This window comes from Vibrio toranzoniae, from assembly GCF_024347655.1.
GTDB classification, from domain to species: domain Bacteria; phylum Pseudomonadota; class Gammaproteobacteria; order Enterobacterales; family Vibrionaceae; genus Vibrio; species Vibrio toranzoniae.
Genome location: NZ_AP025514.1, coordinates 2,680,973 through 2,701,699 on the forward strand (window position 1 = coordinate 2,680,973; position 20,727 = coordinate 2,701,699).

Below are 20,727 nucleotides of genomic sequence, written 5' to 3' on the forward strand. Positions count from 1 at the left end.
AACCTAGGCTGACAAAGAAACAGAACCGGATTAACATAGAGGAAAATAAAATTCTTAGGAAAGATAATATGGATTGGAAAAATACATTTCAGCCGCTTGCTCATACACAAAATGATTCGCTTCCAGAACTGATGATGACACACGTGTCAGACTGGAGTGCCATTACCATGGTAGGCGATGACAAAAAATCATACCTGCAAGGTCAAATAACATGTGATGTCGTCACTCTTCCTAGTGATAAATCCACGTTAGGCGCGCACTGCGATGCAAAAGGAAAGGTATGGAGCATCTTTCGCTTATTCCACCACAATGGTGGCTACGCACTCATGCAACCTAAATCTGCTATTGAGATCGAATTAGTTGAAATCAAGAAGTATGCTGTATTCTCTAAGGTCGATATCGAACAAACGTCTGACGTTGTTATCGGTGTGATGGGTACGTCTGCTAATCAATACATTGATTCTATTTCAGAAAGCCAAGGCAATGTGCGTGTTATCTCTGGCGGCACAGCCGTTTTAATATCAGACAACCGTTGGGCTCTGCTTGTTACTGAAGAAGCCGCTGAAGCCTTGGTATCAAGCAGCACTGCGGAGAAAGTATCAGAGGCGTTATGGCAGTATCATGAGATTCTTGATGCTCAGCCTAATCTATCGAAAGCAGAGCAAAACGAACACATCCCGCAAGCATTGAACCTACATGCTCTTGGCGGCATTAGCTTTTCAAAGGGTTGTTACACAGGTCAAGAAACCGTAGCACGCGCCAAGTATCGTGGCATGAACAAGCGTGAGATGCGTATTGTGTCAGGCACAACAGCGGACGTGTTGTCTCTAGAGAGTCCTATTGAACTAGAGCGTAGCGTTGGTGAGAACTGGCGTAGTGCTGGCCGACTCTTAAACGTCTATCAATTTTCTGATAACCAAGCGATTGGTTTGATGGTGTTACCAAACAACCTTGATGACGATGTTCAGCTTCGATTGACTGCGCAACCTGATCAAACGTGGAACATCCTACCATTGCCTTACAGCCTCGACGACGAGTAATCACGTGGAAACACCGATTACACAATGGCTGGATCAACAGCAGGTGAACTATCGCCTGCTGATACAAAGTAAACCAACCACCAGCATCGAAGAAACAGCACAAGAACGAGGTATCGACACCTCTCAAATGGTTAAATGCATCCTGCTGAAAGATATGGGGAACCAGTATGCGTTGGCTTGTACTGCTGGTAATCGCTCTGTCGACCCCAAGAAAGTACGCTCGATACTGAATTGCCGCCGAATGACCAGCGTATCACTCGATGATGTTGAGGCCATCACCGGCTTTAAAGTTGGATGTGTCGGCCCTCTAGTCCTAAAAAGACATATGCCGATCATTTTTGACCCTTCCATTCCGAACAACTCAACCGTGACCATTAGCTCAGGTGATCGAAGGGCTGGTGTAGCGATGGAACTCAATGATCTTATGGCCCTATGCGTACCGATCGTTGCAGACATCAGTCGATGATCCTCTCGATCGCGTCGTAGATCGCAAGCTTCATCCTATTATTTCATTGAGTACATTTTTAGTGTGAACTTCATCATAAGAAGGACACGCCACAATTAAATAGTTAATCAAAATAAAAGCATAAGTAGTCAAAAGATAAGATTTACGTTATTGTGAGTTTACTGACTAGCCTTTAGGTAATCAGTATAAGTGAATCCACTGAGTAATATCAGTATCCACTTTTGTGTAATGCATCTGTGACTATTCGCCCGTTTTAGACGGGCTTTTTTTGTCCAAAATTTACAATTTGATTACACAAACAAAAAAATCCCGCCTATTCTTATATTTGTAACATTGTCACTGCTTAATACCGGACAGGAAAGTTTATGGCAGTTCACCACTCAGCATTATTTTGGGGACGAGCTCACGTAAAAAAAGATATTTACTGAAGAAAGTGCTTCGAACAGCACAAATATCTAATTAACGTCAACTCTACTGCGTATTACTCCATGCTTATCACAATTATGATCTTGGAGTTTTTCTATAATATGCAGGCTAGGTAAATATAAGGATAATTAAGAATGAGACTGTTTAAGCGCTATACACCGAGTATGATTGCTAAACATGTAAGTCGACTTTTCAAAGGACGAATCTACATTTACGGCGTCGGGAAATTTGAATTTGATAACGGCAAGCTAGTCCTGCCAGATCGAGCAGAGAAGCGCCATTTTCAAACGGTGAAAGAAATAAATAGTGAAATCATGAAGCTGCGCTGTGCTTACGCCTAATCTGATTATCTAAAGAATCCAAAACAAAAAGGGTTGGCATGTGCCAACCCTTTTTTCGTACTCATGACGCTGAGAGTGACGCTAAGGCGTTAGTTCAGGTGACTAACCACCTGAACATTGAACGACTACCGATGAGTCACTGGGCGCTTGGCTAACTCAGGAAGATTTCCTGATAGACCAAGTGCCCGCTTCATTATTTCATCTTTAGCACCAGGTAGTTGGCCGGCCAGTTTCATACCAATGCCACGAATCAGCTTCTTCGCTGGATTGTCACCTTCAAACAGATCTTTAAAGCCCTGCATGGAAGCAATCATCTTCGCCGCTTCTGCTTTTCTCCAGCGCTCATAACTGCGTAGGTTACGCTTGGTACCAATGTCCTCGCCAGCGGCCCACAGCTTTAACAGCTCTTGCGCTAAACTTGCAGCATCTAATAGGCCAAGGTTCACGCCCTGCCCTGCTAGCGGGTGAATGGTATGGGCAGCATCACCAACCAAAGCCACACGATCTACCGCGAAGTCTCTCGCGTATCGCATGCGTAGTGGGAAAGCAAAGCGGTCACCGACGACTTCGCACAATCCAAGCTTCGAATCGAACTCTGCCGTTAGTTGTTTATTGAATTCAGCATCCGACATGGACACAAGATTCTCGGCACGATTAGGTTCGGTAGACCAAACAATCGAACTCATGTTGCCCGGCTGCATTGGTAAGAATGCCAGTGGGCCTTGGGGTGTAAATATTTGACGAGCAACACTATGGTGCGGCTCTGTTGTTTTAATGTTAGCGACAATCGCACTGTGACCGTAATCCCAATGCGTCAGCGGAATATCTTGCTGTTTACGAACCCAAGAGTTTGCACCATCCGCTCCCACCACTAACTTGGCCGTCAGCGCTTGGCCATTGTCTAGGGTTAACCAAGCTTCACTTTCACCGATCGCCATCGTTTTGCATGTCGCTGGCATGTAGAGGCTGACGTTTTCCTGCTTCTTAACCTGATCAAGCAACGCTAATTGAATCACTCGATTTTCAACAATATGGCCTAGGTTAGGCTGCGCCAAGCGTGTTGAGTCAAACTCGATACGAGCGAAGCTGTCTTGCTCCCACACTTCCATCGCTTGATACGGTGCAGCACGTCTTTGTTCAATGCCTTGCCAAGCACCTAAATTACGCAGAATCGATTCGCTCGAACGACTCAGAGCCGACACTCGAACATCCGGCAATTCGTTCAGGCCTTCGCTAGGTGCTTTGCCCTCAATCACGGCAATTCTTAGGTCACTGTCTTTCAATGCCGCCGCGAGCGCTAAGCCAACCATACCACCACCAACAATCGCGATATCAACACTTTGCATCATTATTTATCTACCTTATCTTTCTACTAGGCCAAGCGTATGACGCAAAAGTGGACCTTTAAGTGGTGGAAGGTTATCCATGACAGCTAACCCCAGATTACGCCCGATACGAGCGGTTAAAAATTCGTTTGAGAACAGATGAACGAGGCTCGATGTCAGCGTGATCGTTGCGCCTCTATCTTGTTCTCTACGATTTCTAAAGTTAACAAGACCAGTGTAACGACCCACATCATCCAACTGACGGCACAGCTCTTCAGCCAAAGAGGCCACATCACGAATGCCAAGGTTAAAGCCTTGACCCGCAATGGGATGGAGTGTTTGTGCTGCATTGCCAACAATGGCGAATCGATGTGACACGTTCTGCTGTCGATGGCGAAGAAGCAGTGGGTAGCTAGCACGCTTACCAACCTTCTCTAATCGACCCAGTCGCCAACCAAAGTCGCACTGAAGCTGCTTAAGGAATTCGTCGTCGTTGAAAGCCATGACTTTATCGGCTTGGTCCGGCGGTATACACCAAACCAGAGACAAACGATTATCGCTCATCGGCAGTAGAGCAATTGGCCCATGATGAGTAAAACGCTCAAATGCGCGGCCTTGATGGGGTTCGCTCGCCACGATATTGGCAATCACAGCGACTTGTTCAAAGTCATGCTCACTCAATGGGATATTAAGTTGCTGACAACAGGTTGAGATTGCACCGTCGGCCGCAACCAATAACTTAGCCGTAATGGTTTGCCCACTATTGAGGTCGACAGTCGTCAGTGATTCACTGCGATCGATTTTCGCTACTGAATCAGGACACAACATCGTAATTGCCGCTTCTGATTCCAGCTTCTGCTGATAAACTCGACCAACATCCGCTAACTCGACCACATAGCCAAGTGCATCTACAGCCAGTTTTTCACTGTAGATATCTGTCATTCCGGCATGGCCTCTATCCGATACATGGATATCTTTAATCGGAGAAGCCAAGGAAGCGATAGATTGCCACAAGCGCAATGAATCGAGAATCTGTACCGTGCCATAAGACAAAGCAATCGAACGAGAATCAAACCCTGGGTGAGCTTGATGATCAACCTGATAAGGTTCAACAACCGCAATCGATAGCGAACCTTGGCTTAGGTGATTCAGAGCAAGGGCCAGAGTAGCCCCCGCCATTGCCCCACCCGCAATTACAACATCATACTGAGCCATCATAACCTCAAATCGACAAACGATTAGTGAATGGTTGGCGCCGCATCTTCAGATGGGCGTGCACCAAATTCAGCATGAATCGTTAGTGCACACGCTTTTACGTGCTCAATAACGTGCTCTAGAAGTTGCGCTTGCTCTTCGAGATCATCTTCCTCGTCAATGCCTAGCTTCGCCATCTCTTCAAGATCCGCCAACGCTTCTTTAGCGCCATCAGACGCTTTGTTTAATTGAGCGCCAACAAGACCCAAGCCAGAAATAAAATGATTAATCCAATCAGACACGCCGTCAGCCAGATCAAAAATGCTCGCGCTTGCGTCCTCATCCGGTAATAGCATAGACAGCTCCATGCCTGAACCTGTAATTTCGCTGGTTGTTACTTTCAGTGTTGCTTCCGCTAAGGTTAACGCGCGATCTGGCCAGCCCATACCTTCGTTGGTGTAATCGAAGATCAATGGTTGCCAGCTTTTATCTGCAAGGTTTAAGCCTCCGCTTAACATACCCGTTAATAAACCGTGCATCTCAGCAGGGGTAACGGCTAGACTTGCCGATTGAAGTTCAGTCGCAACCGTTAGGTAGTCAGGTAAAGTAGTTTCGCTCATCAGATAGCTCGCTCAGTTATTCTTTATATCGATAGTATAATCGTACCACTTCACCCCAATTCTGGTAAGCGTCGATCCCCAGCAATTGAAGGATGACTGACTAGCAATTGTTCAATTTGCTGAATTACTGTGTGCTCAAGCTCTCATTTACAAACAGTCACTCTGAAAAGCTTGAATCTTAATAGCGGTTTACCTATAGTTTCTCCCTCAGAGGAGATTGCTTCCTCATCGGTACTTGCACTTTTTCTTTCTCAAAAAATGGCGAAGAGCAACAGCCTTAAAATAGCGCGTTAAAGAGTTCATCCATCATGAGTAATCAAGCGGTAGACGTTGAAATATTAGGAAAACTGACTCGAGTGAATTGTCCACCAGGGCAAGAAGAGTCATTGATTGCAGCGGCGGCCGATCTCGATAATCGATTGAAAGAGATGGCTGAACGTACTAAGGTAACCAATGAAGTGAAGCTGCTGACTATCGCAGCTCTGAATATTTGCTACGAATTACAAACGAAAAAGTTTGAAGCAAATGACGAACAAAACGCACTGACCGAGCGCATGGAACAGCTCACGACATCACTTTCAGATGTCCTCAGTAAAGTTAAGCACGGACAGCAATAGCGTACACAAAATTTACCCTGGAGTGTTTGTCAGAGGATTCACGTCCCCGAGCCGATAAGCAATCCCTAAGGGTTAGTACTTGAATGCTATTGAGCATGCTCGGCCCGACCGAGAAGCCTACGGTAATCATTGCTGACCCGCCTTGAACTCGCTGGTTCAAGGGCCATCTATTCTCAACGGCACTTTGGGGTATCCCTTCTTATGAAGACGCTCACACGCTGCGAATTTCGCAAACAGATCCGTATCAAACGCAATGCCTTATCTGGCGAACAACAAACTCAATCCGGTTTAGACCTCGTTAAGCAGTGCATGCAGCTTGATGAGATTCAGTCTGCTCAGCATATTGCTCTTTATATTTCGATTGATGGCGAGCTCGATACCCAGCCTTTAATTGAATGGTTATGGTCGCAAGGTAAGCAAACTTATTTACCAGTATTGCACCCCTTCTCAGCCGGACATCTTTTGTTTCTGCACTACTCTCCAACCACACCCACTGTTTTGAATAAGTACGGCATTGTAGAACCTCAGCTTAATCAAATGTTGGTTCAGCCTTGTCAGCAACTCGACCTTATCCTAACCCCCCTTGTCGGCTTTGACTCTCATGGTCACCGCTTAGGGATGGGCGGCGGATATTACGATCGCACCTTAGCGAAATGGTTTGAGACAGGTAGTGGCGCAACCCCAATTGGTTTGGCTCACGATTGCCAACATGTCGATACGCTGCCAATTGAGGAATGGGACGTTCCCTTACCTAAAATCGTGACTCCGAGTAAAACTTGGCAATGGGAAAATGACCATTAAAGCGCTATAATCGCGCCGCAAACGTTAACCTCGATATACAAACGTTAACCTCAATACGCGAACAATTAACTCAAAGCGCACGACCTTATTCAGGAGAATGGCATGACTCAAGATGAAATGAAAAAAGCAGCTGGCTGGGCAGCACTTCAATATGTTGAAGAAGGCAGCATTGTAGGTGTAGGTACTGGCTCTACAGTAAATCACTTCATCGACGCACTTGGCACAATGAAAGACAAAATCAAAGGTGCGGTTTCAAGCTCTGTCGCTTCTACTGAAAAACTAGAAGCACTAGAAATCAAAGTATTTGAGTGCAACGACGTTTTCAAACTAGACGTTTATGTTGATGGCGCTGACGAAATTAACGGTTCACGTGATATGATCAAAGGCGGCGGCGCTGCTCTTACTCGTGAAAAAATCGTAGCGGCAATCTCAGACAAGTTTATTTGTATCGTAGATGGCACGAAAGCGGTTGATGTTTTAGGTAAATTCCCTCTTCCTGTTGAAGTTATTCCAATGGCACGTTCATACGTAGCTCGCGAGCTAGTGAAACTTGGTGGTGACCCAGTTTACCGCGATGGTTGCACAACGGATAACGGTAACATGATCCTAGACGTGTACGGCATGGCGATCGAAAATCCAAAACAATTAGAAGATAATATCAATGCTATCGCTGGTGTAGTTACAGTTGGTCTGTTTGCTCACCGCGGCGCAGATGTGGTGATCACTGGCACGCCTGAAGGTGCAAAAATAGAAGAATAAATACCAGGAGATTGAGTTTTTCTGTTACTTCATTACATACGGTGCCCAAGGGCGCCGTTTTTTTGCTTTGTCCCCGTAAAATTATGTCTTATTCCGTAATTTTCTTACCCAAAACATTTTTTTTTTGTTACTTTATTGTTCAGAAGACGCACAAGGAAAACGTTTGTCTCCTGACAAAATGGTGAATTAGTTCCCCTCTCAGCCATTTTGTTGCACGTGCGCCGCATTTGCCCCACCTTTCCACTTTAAGGACGAGAACAATGGCCAAAGTTTCACTGGAAAAAGACAAGATAAAAATTCTACTTCTAGAAGGTCTTCACCCTTCTTCTGTAGAAGTACTGCAAGCCGCTGGTTATACCAATATTGAGTATCATAAAGGCTCATTACCAGAAGATGAGCTTCTTGAGGCTGTTAAAGATGTTCACTTCATTGGTATTCGTTCTCGCACAAACATCTCCCAAGAAGTTATTGATGCGGCTGAAAAGCTTGTTGCTGTCGGCTGTTTCTGTATAGGTACAAACCAAGTAAACCTTCAAGCTGCGGCGAAGCGCGGTATTCCTGTATTCAATGCGCCATTTTCAAATACACGAAGTGTTGCTGAGCTAGTTCTTGGTCAGGTTCTATTGCTACTTCGTGGCATTCCAGAAAAGAACGCTCTTGCGCACCGTGGCATTTGGAAAAAGAGTGCAGACAACTCTTACGAAGCTCGTGGTAAGCGTTTAGGTATTATTGGTTACGGTCACATTGGTACTCAACTGGGTATTATTGCGGAAAATCTTGGGATGCGTGTTTACTTCTATGACATCGAGAACAAACTGTCTCTAGGTAATGCCACTCAAGTTCATACTATGACTGAATTGCTAAACAAGTGCGATGTGATCTCTTTACACATACCTGAAACTAAAGAAACTAAGAACATGATGGGGAAAGAGGAGTTCGAGCGAATGAAGCCAGGCTCTATCTTTATTAATGCGGCACGTGGCACTGTGGTTGATATCCCGGCTCTGTGTGGTGCTCTAGATTCTGGTCACCTTGCAGGTGCAGCGATCGACGTTTTTCCAACAGAACCAAAAACCAATGCAGACCCATTTGAGTCTCCGTTAATGCAGTTCGACAATGTCATCTTGACTCCTCACGTAGGTGGTTCAACACAAGAAGCACAAGAGAATATTGGTGTAGAAGTAGCAGGTAAGCTAGCGAAATACTCAGATAACGGCTCAACGCTATCAAGTGTTAACTTCCCAGAAGTATCACTGCCATTGCATACTGGAACCTCTCGTTTGCTCCATATCCACGAAAACCGTCCTGGCATTCTAACTCAGATCAACACCATCTTCGCAGAAGAAGGCATCAACATCGCAGGTCAGTACTTACAGACGGCGGCAGATATGGGTTATGTGGTTATTGATGTGGAAGCAAATCGTTCAGAAGAAGCACTGCTTAAACTGAAAGAGATCGAAGGCACAATCCGCGCTCGTCTACTTCACTAATCATCAAACTCGATCATTAGTAAAAAAGCTCTCATTATGAGAGCTTTTTTTACTATTTGGCCTATCGTAGGTAACTAGATCATAGTGATCGAATACCTCTCAGATATGCGTTCCCTATTCTTCTAGTTGATAGATCACATTAACACGATCGCGAATAGTGATCGTTGAATCTTCATAAGAGTTCGACTCTGTTCTCGCATCCATCGCCATTGAGCGCATCAGTACGGGCTGAGAAGATTGTGCGTTGTAATCTACACGCCATACATCACCTAACTCACGTTCAAAACCACTCGCTAGCGACTTAGCTTTCAACCTTGCATCTTTAATTGCTTCTAAGCGCGCTTGTTCTTGGTACTTAGCTTCGTCACGAACCTGAAGCTGAATATTATCGATCTGATTAATACCCTGCCCAATAGCAATATCCATGTACTCATTTAAGTTAGCTAAATCGTTCACTTGAACCGTCACGTTACGTGAAGCTCTATAGCCAACTAGCTCAGGCTTGCCATCTTTAGGGTAATGGTATTGAGGAGACAGGTAGAGATTAGAGCTGTGTACACTCTCTTCCTTGACGCCAGCGTGATGCAGCTTGTTGAGGAAACCCGTTACAACTTTATCAACGGTTTTTTTTGCCTGTTCGGCCGTCATCGTCGATTCTACGACTCTAACAGAAAATGTTGCCATATTAGGTGTCGCAACTACTTCACCATAGCCCGTCGTTGAAATATGCGGAAAAGAGGGAGAGTTTGCCAATGAAGGAAAACTCACAGCACTCAACGCTGCAGTAAGAGTAAGAGACGTTACTAACATCTTTGGTGCAAACTTCATTAGGTAGACCTGTGCTAAGCAAATGTACTTTCATCATAGAGCAATTTGTCGTTTAGCCAATCCTAACCTCTCATTTCTAACAGAACATTGACGATGAAAAAATCGACAGATTACTGAGGCAAGTGGTTGTGAGCATAACTTAATATCGCTTGAGATATCTCTTTGAGTACCCCACTTTCAAGCTGCCAGTGGTGCCAGTAGATGCGATAAGACAGCAGAAAACCAGGCGTGATATCAATCAATGTCCCAGACTCTAACTCATCAATGATCTGCAATCGAGGGATCAAACAGTAGGCAACACCTGATAAACCCAAACGTACAAACGCTTCTGAGCTACCTACTGTATGATTGATCACACTGTCTCTTGGTACGTTAAAATGGTCATGAAGAAACTTCTTATGCAGGTCATCATATTGGTCATAAGAGACCGCTGGTGCCTTGCTTAATGTGGCGTAGTTTACGCCCTCAGAAAAATAGCGCTGATGGAAGTCAGGGCTCGCCACACATACATAATCCATTCTGCCGAGATAATCAGCACTGCAGCCTGGAATCGCTTGAGACTCCAAACTGATCGCGCCGGCAACCTCACCACTTTTTATCTTATCAATGGTTCTCGCCTCACCATGAATCGCGAGGTTCAGTTCCACTTGGCGAGACCTCATCACATCCGATAATGCTGGTAACAGCCATGTCGCCAAACTATCTGCGTTGGTTGCTATCGATATAGAAAGAGGATGATTACCATCTTCATTCATTAATTCAGGGACAAGTTCGTGCTCTAACAAACGAACCCGGCGATACAAACCCAATAACTTTTTACCCGCAGGGGTTGGCCTTGGCGGGTTTTCTCTCACCAAAGCAGGTTGAGCTAGCCACTTTTCCAGTTGTTTGATACGTTGAGACACCGCAGACTGGGAGATATATAACTGCTCCGCAGCCCTTTCGAAGCTACGTTGTTTCACCACAGCATCCAGTGCTTCTATCCACTTATAATCTAATCCACGCATCAATTTGCTTCCTTTTTAAGCTAACTCAACGCCACATTAGCAACTCTAATAATAGATTAAAATCATTAATTATACTTATTCAAAAGGTCAGAGTATCTTCGCCATATAGCACGTAAATATCGTTAAATCAGTGGAGGTTAAAATGAGTTTTTGGGTTTTATTACAAGGTTTTGGTCTAGGGGCAAGCATGATTATCCCTATTGGCGCTCAGAATGCGTACGTCTTAAATCAAGGGATAAAGCGCAACCATCATTTAACCACTGCGACAATTTGTAGCCTGCTCGACACTCTGTTTATCTCATTGGGTATTTTTGGTGGTGGTGCGATTTTGTCGCAAAATGAATTGCTACTCACCTCAGTAACGTTAGGTGGTATCGCTTTTCTAACCGTGTATGGTTTGTTGTCGCTACGCAGTGCCTTTAAAGCGCCCTCAAGCGAGGAGTCAAAAGGAGAGATACTGGCTCGTGGTAAGCGCACCGTTATTTTGGGTGCATTGGCGGTTACCGTATTAAACCCACACCTCTATTTGGATACCGTAGTGATTCTTGGTTCGATTGGCGGGCAGTTTGAAGGTAACGACAGAATTGCTTTTGCTATGGGGACTATCTTGGCTTCGTTCGTTTGGTTTTACTCTTTGTCATTGGGCGCAGCAAAGCTAGGCCCAACGCTATCTAAACCGAATGTTAAGAAAGGCATTGATATCGCAGTAGCGACCATGATGTTCGCAATTGCTGCTGTGCTTACTCATGGACTGATTGAACAATACTGGTAACCACTTAAAGAACAAAGACTACCGACCAAGCCAGACACGCCGTAAGTAACTCATTAATATAATGAGTTACGCTAGAATGACTCGAATTTTACTGTTCAGTTCACTCAACGCAGCTTCAAGGCTTGGCTCTGGTTGGCTCAAGTGATTTATCAAGGTCATGAAATAGCTATCCATAATCAATGGCATTTTTTCAGAAATAGATACATCGACATTAACCGTCTGAAAGAGTGCCTGATCAAAGGTGCGGTAATAATCTAGATCCCAAATGACCTCTTTGAGTAACGCTCGACTTAACTCAACATTATCAAAATAATATCGGTAGTAGTGTTCAATCAGCGAGATACCGACATCCACAGCACGTTTATCTTGGTCAGCAGCTAACACCTCCTGACCAATCTTTTCCAACTGCGATAGCATCCCTTCTCGAAGAATCGTCAGCTTAGTTTCAAAATGACTAAACACCGTGCCATCTGCCACACCCGCGTGACGAGCGATCTGTCGAGTTGTGGTGTTGTCATAACCATTCTCCCCAAACAACTCCCAAGCAGACGCTAAGATCTTCTGTTTCGTTATCTCTCTCTTACTCACGAAAATACACCCTTCTCAAATCAAGCTTGATCATACTCTTAGTGCTTTAATTTGACAAATTGAGCGCGCTCAATTATAAAAATGAGCATGCTCATTTTTTATCTTGGAGATACGGACATGATGAATATATTAAACCGACTGGGACAAGTACTGATTTTTCTGCCCACGATCTTTTGCTTCTCTTACCTACTTCGACCACTACTGATGATGATTTTGATTCCTGGCGGTTTATGTTTATTGGCTATTTTGGGAGGACAAGAAGTAAGAAAGCCCTTATATGCGATGTTGAAAGCATCGTTGTGGCCAACGTCGAGTAGAACGAAAAATAGGGATATACAAAGAAAAGAAACTAAGCCGTGATAACAACTAACGAACAAGAGAAGTGATATTGAAGACAATAAAAAGGCGGATAACCTAAGTTATCCGCCTTTCCTTATAAAAGCTTATAGCTATAAAAAACTAACTAGAAATTAAGCTTCTACTTTATTCATGTGCACATCCATTTGTGGGAATGGAATTTCGATACCTTCTTTATCCAAGCCTTCTTTGATTTCTTGCATTAAGTCGAAGTAAACATCCCAATACTCCGCAGTTTTAACCCATGGACGAACTACGAAGTTTACTGAAGAATCCGCTAGCGTATGAACACCAACTTTAACACCTGGCGTTTTTAATATACGTTCATCAGATTCACAGATCTTAGTCAGTAATGCTTTTGTCTTCTGAAGATCAGCGTTATAAGAAACACCAATCATTAGATCAATACGACGCGTCGCATGACGAGAGTAATTAGTAATAGGGCTACCAATAACACTTCCGTTTGGCACCACTACCATTTTGTTGTCTGGCGTTGTTAGAACCGTTTGGAAGATTTGAATTGAATCAACTGAACCCGCTACACCACCAATTTCCACATAGTCACCAGACTTGAATGGACGGAACGCAACGATAAGTACACCAGCAGCAAAATTAGATAGTGAGCCTTGTAGCGCAAGACCTACAGCTAAACCTGCCGCACCAATTACAGCGACTACAGATGCAGTTTGAACACCTAAGCGACCAAGAGCAGCAATTAAGACAATAACAAACAACAAGTAACGAACTAAACCGTGGATAAACTCAACAACGGCTCGGTCCATCTTCTTCTTCTCAAGAACCTTGGACACGCTGTTCGCTACGGCTTTAACAACGAGGTTACCAATAAATAAAATTAACAGTGCTGAAATAATATTTACGCCATATTGGATAAATAGATCTGAATTATTTGTTAACCACTTCTCAGCGTGAGATAAGCCGTCCACAAGTGGGGTTTCAATTGCTGTCGAACTATCAGCCATAATGTGCATCCTCTATATAATATGCTATGGGCTAAACTGCCTTAAGCCAAACTTACTAGACAACAAAGCAAACAGTTTAACTCCTGTTAAGTCATTGTGTTAAAAGTAAATAAAAGCCAAGTCCTTTTTATAAACTGAACCAAGTCCAGTTTTTCGGCACGATATCCTATCTTTGACAGATTGCAAAGTCATATTTATGTAAGCTTTTGAAAAATAAAACTTACCGATAAACACAAATACCGATAACTAAAAGACTACGAAATTTATGCACGGTAGGCTAGGTTTTTCACATATTTAATACAAGTTTTCATCAGACATAAAAAAACCCGCTCATTAAGCGGGTTTCTTAAAACTCAAAGAGTACTTAATTCAAAGAATTATAGTACGTCTACAGCATTAAGGTCAGCAAATGCTTTCTCTAGACGAGCAACCATTGAAGCTTGACCTGCACGTAACCATACGCGTGGATCGTAGTACTTCTTGTTTGGAGCAGATTCGCCAGTTGGGTTACCGATTTGACCTTGTAGGAAATCGAAGTTGTCAGCTGAGTACTGACGAATACCGTCCCAAGTTGCCCACTGTGTATCAGTATCGATGTTCATTTTGATAACACCGTAACCGATAGACTCTTGGATTTCTGCTTCAGAAGAACCAGAACCACCGTGGAATACGAAGTTTAGAGCGTTAGGTGCAATACCGAACTTCTCTGAACAGTATGCTTGAGAATCACGTAGGATAGTTGGAGTCAGTACAACGTTACCAGCTTGGTAAACACCGTGTACGTTACCGAAAGAAGCAGCGATAGTGAAACGAGGGCTAACTTCCATTAGTTTCTCGTATGCGTACGCTACGTCTTCTGGAGAAGTGTAAAGCTCAGATGCGTCCATATCAGAGTTATCTACGCCGTCTTCTTCACCACCAGTACAACCAAGTTCGATCTCGATTGTCATGTTCATTTTAGCCATGCGCTCTAGGTACTTAGCACATGTTTCGATGTTCTCTTCTAGAGACTCTTCAGAAAGGTCTAGCATGTGAGAAGAGAATAGAGGCTTACCAGTTTGTGCGAAGAACTCTTCACCAGCGTCTAATAGACCGTCGATCCATGGAAGAAGTTTCTTAGCAGCGTGGTCAGTATGTAGAATAACTGGAACACCGTAAGCTTCAGCTACAGCGTGTACGTATTTTGCACCAGCTACAGCGCCAAGCACTTGTGCGCCTTGACCTTCAAGTTTAACGCCTTTACCTGCGAAGAATGCAGCGCCACCGTTAGAGAACTGAACAACTACTGGAGATTTAACTTTAGCAGCTGCTTCTAGTACTGCGTTTACAGAGTCAGTACCAACAACGTTTACAGCAGGAAGAGCAAATTTGTTTTCTTTTGCTACTTCAAATACTTTCTGTACGTCATCGCCAGAAATCACACCAGGTTTTACAAAATCGAAGATCTTAGACATGGAAATAGTCCTATTTATTCTATCGTTTTAAGATTAAAAAACTTAAGTTCAAAAACTTGCAATCGTTTGCTCACAACTTATGCCATTCTAGCAAAAAAGTGTGATATGCAGCAAACGTTAAAAGGCGAGATTCGCATCTCGCCTTTCTAAATCAATTATGCTTTAGCACGCTCTTCAAGCATTGCTACTGCAGGAAGTACTTTACCTTCAACGAACTCAAGGAAAGCGCCACCGCCAGTAGAGATGTAAGAAACGTCCGCTTTGATACCGAACTTATCGATAGCGGCTAGCGTGTCACCACCACCTGCTACAGAGAAACCTGCAGACTCAGCGATTGCTTTAGAGATACCAGCTGTACCCGCTTCGAAGTTTTTGAATTCAAATACGCCTACAGGGCCGTTCCAAAGGATAGTTTTTGCGTTACCGATGATTTCAGCTAGTGCTGCAGTTGAATCTGGGCCAAGGTCGAAGATCATGTCGTCGTCTTGAACTTCAGAAACGTGCTTGATTTCAGCTTCTGCGTTTTCGTCGAATGCTTTAGCACATGCAACATCAGTAGCAACTGGAATTGCGCACTCTTTCATTAGCTTCTGAGCCGTTTCAACTAGATCAGCTTCGTATAGAGACTTACCTACGTTGTGGCCTTCTGCAGCGATGAATGTGTTTGCGATACCACCACCAACAACAAGTTGGTCAGCGATTTTAGATAGCGACTCAAGAACCGTTAGTTTAGTCGAAACTTTAGAACCACCAACGATAGCAACGAGTGGACGCTCTGGGTTGTCCATTGCTTTACCAAGCGCTTCAAGCTCAGCAGCTAAAAGAGGACCAGCACATGCTACAGGAGCGTAAGTACCTACACCGTGAGTAGAAGCTTGTGCACGGTGAGCTGTACCGAATGCATCCATTACAAAGATGTCACATAGTGCAGCGTACTGCTTAGAAAGTGCTTCTTCGTTTTTCTTCTCGCCTTTGTTAAAGCGAACGTTTTCAAGAACAACGAGTTCACCAGCGTTTAGCTCTAGGCCGTTAACGTAATCTTTCGCTAGCTTAACGTCGCAGTCTAGTGCGTCGTTTAGGTAGTTAACTACAGGTGCTAGAGAGAACTCTTCGTTGTATTCGCCTTCAGTAGGACGACCAAGGTGAGAAGTAACCATAACTTTTGCGCCAGCTTCTAGGCAAAGTTTGATAGTTGGTAGAGATGCAAGGATACGTGCATCTGAAGTTACTTTACCGTCTTTTACTGGTACGTTTAGGTCAGCACGAATAAATACGCGTTTACCTGCAAGTTCCAGGTCAGTCATCTTGATCACAGACATGTTTTGTCCTCTCAAATTTAAATAAATATAAAGTTTTGGAAACTCAGCAACCCTGCTAAGCCTATAAATTATTCAACTGGTAATTCTTTAACTACTCATAATATGTGGATACTTTGTATTTATTTCAAGCTAAAAAATAAATAATCCACACATTTGCTTCTAGGTCTTACTTCTTGCCTTCAGAAGCTTGCATTGCAAGAACCGTATCCAGCATTCGATTCGCAAAGCCCCATTCATTGTCACACCACACCAGCATTTTCACTAAGGTGCCATTGCTCACTCGTGTTTGTGAACCATCAACGATTGCGCTATGGGGATCGTGATTAAAGTCAATGGAAACGAGCGGCGCTTCAGTATAGTCAACTATATTGTGTAATGTACACTGGGATGCATTAACAATGGTTTGATTTACGTCATTAACTTTCACATTTGTATTAATTGTGACACTTAAATCCATCGCGGTTACGTTTACCGTCGGCACACGCACAGATATCGCTTCGAACTTGTTAGAAAATTTCGGGAAGATTCTTTCAATACCTTTATGCAGTTTGGTATCGACAGGAATGATGGATTGGCTCGCAGCTCGAGTACGGCGAAGATCGCTGTGGTACGCATCGATCACTTGCTGATCATTCATTGAAGAGTGAATAGTCGTGATGGTACCGGATTCGATGCCAAAGGCGTCATCAAGCACCTTAATGATAGGGACAATACAGTTAGTGGTGCATGAACCATTGGAAACGATTCGGTGGTCAGCTTCGATGGTATCGTGATTTACACCATAGATAATGGTGTTATCGAGGTCGTTAGCACCTGGATGTGAAAACAGCACTTTCTTCGCGCCAGCAGCGATGTGCGCAAGGCCGTCATCTCGGCAACCGTAAACACCAGTACAATCGAGAACAATATCAACCTCGAGGTCACGCCAAGGCAACAGTTCAATATCAGCCAGATGTAAGATACGAATGGTATCAAACTCGCCTTTATCTTCAGCACCAATGCCATGATGAACATAGATGTGCTCTTGATCGTTAGAGATTTTCTTGCCGAAGCGGCCATGACTGGTGTCGTACTGCAATAGGTGAGCCATAGCGTCAGGCTGAGCAAGCTCATTGACCGCTACTACTTTGATTTGTTGGCTTTTGCCACTTTCATAGACAGCGCGTAATACATTACGCCCTATTCGTCCAAATCCATTTATCGCGACTTTTAGCATAGTTCCGTACATCTAACCAAAATTTCGTGTCACAGATACTACCTGATCAGGTTGAAAAGCGCACCTGTTGAATCATAGCAAAGTAGGATTAAAAAAGGCCGAGACAATGCTCGGCCTACTACAACAATCATTAAAATGCGACGTCTAAACCTAACCAGTAGCGACGACCATCTTCGACATATCCGTATTCTTCGTAACTGATTTCCTCGTCCAGCAAGTTATAGATCGCGCCTTTGATACGAGTGTTATCGGTTAACTGGTATGTCACACCGGCGTCCACAAAGGTATAAGCGGGCTCTACGGTACTGTTTCTCGATGGGCCCGTAACCGGATCCATTTCTTTACCTCGATAAGTGACTTTAGCCCAACTCTCTAGGTCTACTGTTGTTTGCCAAGCCACATCAACGTTAAATAGATGCTTTGGTAACTGCTGTAACGGCATGCCTTTGTATTCACCTGTTTTTTGTTCGGAATCGGTAAATGTGTAGCTCGAGCTGATATAAATAGTTTCTGTTAACGGCGATGCTAAGGTCGCTTCAATACCTTGTGTGACGGCTTCATCCACGTTGATACGGTACGTAGGATCGGCTCCCCATTGGTTTGGCCCATCAGTACAGATGGTATCTGGACAAACAACACGTGTGATTTTGTCTTTGAACTCATTATGGAATGCAGTCAAAGAGACATCTAAACCAGCGTCACCTTGATACAAGACGCTGATTTCTTTGTTTAGCGACGTTTCAGGATCAAGATCTGGGTTACCGTAAATATTACCGCCACCGCTGACTTGTGCCCAACCAGGAGTAATTTCACGTAATTGCGGAGAACGGAAACCTGTTGCCACACCACCTTTCACAGTCCAAGACGGGTCGACACGCCATACACCATAAACACGCGGGCTAAAGTGCGCGCCATAGTTTTCGTCATGATCTAGACGACCACCAAACGTAACGCTAAACGGATCGGCGATTCTCCATTCATCTTCAATGAAGACAGCCCACTGCGTATTCGATGTTTCGGTCTTCGATGACGCTTTGTTGGAAGTAAAATCCTCAAGCTCCGCATGAGTGGCGTCCACACCGGTCGTCAGTGTATGGTTTCCAATACCAGTCACTAAGCTCGACTTGAACGTAGTGTTGGTGATCATCATCTCACGAGATTTGTTTTCGCTCTCTTCACGTTGCAAGTAAGTATCTGATAGGCCAACCGAGTCCCAATCGCCGTTGTGACTCAGTGTGACGTAATTACGACTATATTCGTTGAGCGAATCCTCACAACCTCTTCGGCAACCCGTAGTGGGTACGGAGAGTCCAACGTTCCCACGACGACTTTGTGCCGATGTGCCCCCTTCTAATTGCACAGAATGGCGGTCATTAACCTGGTAGGTCAGTTTTGACGAGATACTTTGCATATCTTTATCTTCATAACCGTATTCAATATCATCTTCTTCTCTTGCGGTATACTGACCGTATACTTGGAGAGATAGATTTTCGGCTAGCGGCCCATTGACGAAGAAATTCGCGCTCTGTTCTCCGCCCGAGCGACTGTTGTCTTGCAAAACCGTGCCTAGTTGAACGTTACCCGTCCACTCCATCGCGTCTTTTCGTGTGATCACGTTAATCACACCACCAATCGCATCAGAGCCATAAAGCGTCGACATTGGGCCACGAATGACCTCAATTCTCTCAATCGCTTGAAGAGGGGGTAGCCAACCTTGTTCAATACCAGGGCCGTCACTATTTGGGCGAGTTTCACGCGTGCTTTGGCGCTTACCATCGACGAGTATCAAGGTGTATTTAGAACCCATACCACGAATACTGATGTCGGTAGTGTCGCCACCACCAGTCACGACAACACCAGGCACACTTTTTAGTGCATCAGTAACATCACGATAATAACGCGAGTCCAACTCCTCACGCGAAATCACACTAATACTCGCAGGTGCGTCCGCTTGAGACTGTTCATAACTTGATGCAGTTACAACCACTGTTTCCATTCTAGAAACCGCATCATTGGCAAAAACATGAGGGATACTGACAAAGGCAAAAATACCAGTTGCAGTAATAACTGGCAGTCTAAGAGTAGACATCTACATCTCCATAATTGATAATGATTATTATTTTCAAACGCAAATTATTCATAAATAGAGTGAGATGCATAGTGATAGTTATGGAACGGTTCCTCCCATTTATGGAACCCATACATAACTCAGTAAGGAATAAATGAAATATGCACGACTTAGCATCAATTCGAGCCTTTGATGCGCTCAATCAGCATAAGAGCTTGACCGCCGCTGCCAAGGCCCTTAACCAACCTAAATCAACGCTGAGTCGTCGCTTGGCACAATTAGAAGAAGATTTCGGTCAAGCTCTAACAGCAAGACAAGGCAACCGATTAGTTCTAACAAGAGCAGGAGAAATTTTTGCCCACTACAGTCGCCAGATTCTTGAGCTAAGTGAAGAGAGTTATGATGCGCTCCAAGGTTTAACGAACCAAGTCTCAGGGCCGCTGCATATTGTTTGTCACACAGCATTAGTTAGAAGTTGGCTAGGCGGTGTGCTCAACGGCTTTCTCGCCGGTAACCCTGACGTCAGGGTCCAACTCACCAGCGACTTTTCTGAAGCGCATCATGACCCAGATTTGTTCATCTGGCTCGGTGAGCGTAAGGATCTCGGTTGGCGCAAAGAGGTATTAGGCTCATTTCGTTACACGCCCTTTGCCTCTCCAGCTTATCTAGAACAACATGGTTCGCTCCGACACCCCAAAGAACTTGAAGCGCACCCTTGGATAGACTTTGGCTCGGTACAAGAAAACGGATTGATGCTCACGCACCCTCAACACGGTGAGTTCTTCTTAGAGCCATTTATTAGTCGCTTATACAGCGACAACATCGCCATGCAGATCGACAGCATCGCGAATGGTCATGGTATTGGGTTGCTACCAACTTGGACAGCAAGCGGTTATGAGCAACATCACCCAGGTCGAATCACGCCTTGCTTAGAAGGTTGGCTTTCGGAGCCCATCTCCATTAACTGCTATACGCCAGCAGGAAGACCACCACTGCGCTTATCCGTACTTTTAGAGCGCATTTACCAAAGCATTCCACAAGGTTGGAAAACCTGACACA

Annotated in this window: 20 protein-coding genes and 1 other RNA gene; 10 read left to right on the plus strand and 11 right to left on the minus strand. The window is 44.4% G+C overall.

Annotated features, from left to right (window positions below; all coding sequences use genetic code 11):
- The first annotated feature begins 68 nt into the window (after nt 1-68).
- The 3 genes from ygfZ to OCU50_RS12035 all read left to right on the plus strand — a co-directional run bounded on the left by ygfZ (nt 69) and on the right by OCU50_RS12035 (nt 2,273).
- Nucleotides 69-1,040, plus strand: coding sequence for a tRNA-modifying protein YgfZ (ygfZ, locus tag OCU50_RS12025; RefSeq protein ID WP_060468627.1), 972 nt, complete (start codon nt 69-71; stop codon nt 1,038-1,040).
- A gap of 4 nt (nt 1,041-1,044) precedes the next feature.
- Nucleotides 1,045-1,506: an aminoacyl-tRNA deacylase gene (locus tag OCU50_RS12030; protein ID WP_060468628.1), complete on the plus strand. Its 462-nt coding sequence runs from the start codon at nt 1,045-1,047 to the stop codon at nt 1,504-1,506.
- A gap of 560 nt (nt 1,507-2,066) precedes the next feature.
- Nucleotides 2,067-2,273, plus strand: coding sequence for a DUF1107 domain-containing protein (locus OCU50_RS12035; protein ID WP_009847660.1), 207 nt, complete (start codon nt 2,067-2,069; stop codon nt 2,271-2,273).
- Between the two features lie 125 nt (nt 2,274-2,398).
- Here the strand turns inward: OCU50_RS12035 and OCU50_RS12040 are convergent, their stop codons facing one another.
- The 3 genes from OCU50_RS12040 to OCU50_RS12050 are packed head-to-tail and all read right to left on the minus strand — an operon-like array spanning nt 2,399 to nt 5,412.
- The gene (locus OCU50_RS12040) at nt 2,399-3,622 is read right to left on the minus strand and encodes an FAD-dependent 2-octaprenylphenol hydroxylase (protein ID WP_060468629.1); all 1,224 of its coding nucleotides are present in this window, start codon (nt 3,620-3,622) and stop codon (nt 2,399-2,401) included.
- A gap of 12 nt (nt 3,623-3,634) precedes the next feature.
- Complete coding sequence (gene ubiH / locus OCU50_RS12045) at nt 3,635-4,813, minus strand: 2-octaprenyl-6-methoxyphenyl hydroxylase (protein WP_060468630.1); 1,179 nt, start codon at nt 4,811-4,813, stop codon at nt 3,635-3,637.
- 23 nt (nt 4,814-4,836) lie between these two features.
- On the minus strand, nt 4,837-5,412 hold the full coding sequence (locus OCU50_RS12050) for a YecA/YgfB family protein (RefSeq protein ID WP_046223279.1): 576 nt from the start codon (nt 5,410-5,412) through the stop codon (nt 4,837-4,839).
- Between the two features lie 308 nt (nt 5,413-5,720).
- Here OCU50_RS12050 and zapA point away from each other — a divergent pair, with 308 nt between their 5' ends.
- From zapA to serA, 5 genes are all read left to right on the plus strand, one after another.
- Nucleotides 5,721-6,029, plus strand: coding sequence for a cell division protein ZapA (gene zapA, locus OCU50_RS12055; protein ID WP_004735366.1), 309 nt, complete (start codon nt 5,721-5,723; stop codon nt 6,027-6,029).
- Between the two features lie 11 nt (nt 6,030-6,040).
- A non-coding RNA gene (gene ssrS / locus OCU50_RS12060) (6S RNA) lies at nt 6,041-6,224 on the plus strand.
- A gap of 6 nt (nt 6,225-6,230) precedes the next feature.
- On the plus strand, nt 6,231-6,830 hold the full coding sequence (locus OCU50_RS12065; protein ID WP_060468631.1) for a 5-formyltetrahydrofolate cyclo-ligase: 600 nt from the start codon (nt 6,231-6,233) through the stop codon (nt 6,828-6,830).
- Between the two features lie 102 nt (nt 6,831-6,932).
- Nucleotides 6,933-7,589, plus strand: a complete 657-nt coding sequence (gene rpiA, locus OCU50_RS12070) for a ribose-5-phosphate isomerase RpiA (protein ID WP_060468632.1) — start codon at nt 6,933-6,935, stop codon at nt 7,587-7,589.
- A gap of 260 nt (nt 7,590-7,849) precedes the next feature.
- Complete coding sequence (gene serA / locus OCU50_RS12075) at nt 7,850-9,079, plus strand: phosphoglycerate dehydrogenase (protein ID WP_060468633.1); 1,230 nt, start codon at nt 7,850-7,852, stop codon at nt 9,077-9,079.
- Nucleotides 9,080-9,193: 114 nt separating this feature from the next.
- Here the strand turns inward: serA and OCU50_RS12080 are convergent, their stop codons facing one another.
- Nucleotides 9,194-9,907 (minus strand): oxidative stress defense protein, encoded by a 714-nt coding sequence (locus OCU50_RS12080; protein WP_017056550.1) that lies wholly within the window; start codon nt 9,905-9,907, stop codon nt 9,194-9,196.
- Nucleotides 9,908-10,017: 110 nt separating this feature from the next.
- Complete coding sequence (locus OCU50_RS12085) at nt 10,018-10,914, minus strand: LysR family transcriptional regulator ArgP (protein ID WP_060468634.1); 897 nt, start codon at nt 10,912-10,914, stop codon at nt 10,018-10,020.
- 142 nt (nt 10,915-11,056) lie between these two features.
- Between OCU50_RS12085 and OCU50_RS12090 the strand changes: the two genes are divergently transcribed.
- Complete coding sequence (locus OCU50_RS12090; protein WP_060468635.1) at nt 11,057-11,686, plus strand: LysE/ArgO family amino acid transporter; 630 nt, start codon at nt 11,057-11,059, stop codon at nt 11,684-11,686.
- Between the two features lie 66 nt (nt 11,687-11,752).
- Here OCU50_RS12090 and OCU50_RS12095 read toward each other — a convergent pair whose 3' ends face one another.
- The 6 genes from OCU50_RS12095 to OCU50_RS12120 all read right to left on the minus strand — a co-directional run bounded on the left by OCU50_RS12095 (nt 11,753) and on the right by OCU50_RS12120 (nt 19,689).
- Entirely contained in the window at nt 11,753-12,274 is a 522-nt protein-coding gene (locus OCU50_RS12095; protein ID WP_060468636.1) for a TetR/AcrR family transcriptional regulator, read from the minus strand.
- 470 nt (nt 12,275-12,744) lie between these two features.
- Nucleotides 12,745-13,611 carry a small-conductance mechanosensitive channel MscS gene (gene mscS, locus OCU50_RS12100; protein ID WP_060468637.1) on the minus strand — a complete coding sequence of 289 codons (867 nt, stop codon included), beginning with the start codon at nt 13,609-13,611 and terminating at the stop codon, nt 12,745-12,747.
- A gap of 377 nt (nt 13,612-13,988) precedes the next feature.
- Complete coding sequence (gene fbaA / locus OCU50_RS12105; protein WP_017056544.1) at nt 13,989-15,065, minus strand: class II fructose-bisphosphate aldolase; 1,077 nt, start codon at nt 15,063-15,065, stop codon at nt 13,989-13,991.
- Between the two features lie 155 nt (nt 15,066-15,220).
- The gene (locus OCU50_RS12110) at nt 15,221-16,384 is read right to left on the minus strand and encodes a phosphoglycerate kinase (protein ID WP_060468638.1); all 1,164 of its coding nucleotides are present in this window, start codon (nt 16,382-16,384) and stop codon (nt 15,221-15,223) included.
- A gap of 166 nt (nt 16,385-16,550) precedes the next feature.
- Complete coding sequence (epd, locus tag OCU50_RS12115; RefSeq protein ID WP_029222970.1) at nt 16,551-17,600, minus strand: erythrose-4-phosphate dehydrogenase; 1,050 nt, start codon at nt 17,598-17,600, stop codon at nt 16,551-16,553.
- A 130-nt stretch (nt 17,601-17,730) separates the two neighbouring features.
- A complete protein-coding gene (locus OCU50_RS12120; protein WP_082710354.1) occupies nt 17,731-19,689 on the minus strand; it encodes a ligand-gated channel protein in 1,959 nt (652 codons plus the stop codon).
- Between the two features lie 140 nt (nt 19,690-19,829).
- Between OCU50_RS12120 and OCU50_RS12125 the strand changes: the two genes are divergently transcribed.
- Nucleotides 19,830-20,723: a LysR family transcriptional regulator gene (locus tag OCU50_RS12125; RefSeq protein ID WP_060468639.1), complete on the plus strand. Its 894-nt coding sequence runs from the start codon at nt 19,830-19,832 to the stop codon at nt 20,721-20,723.
- The last annotated feature ends 4 nt before the right edge of the window (nt 20,724-20,727 follow it).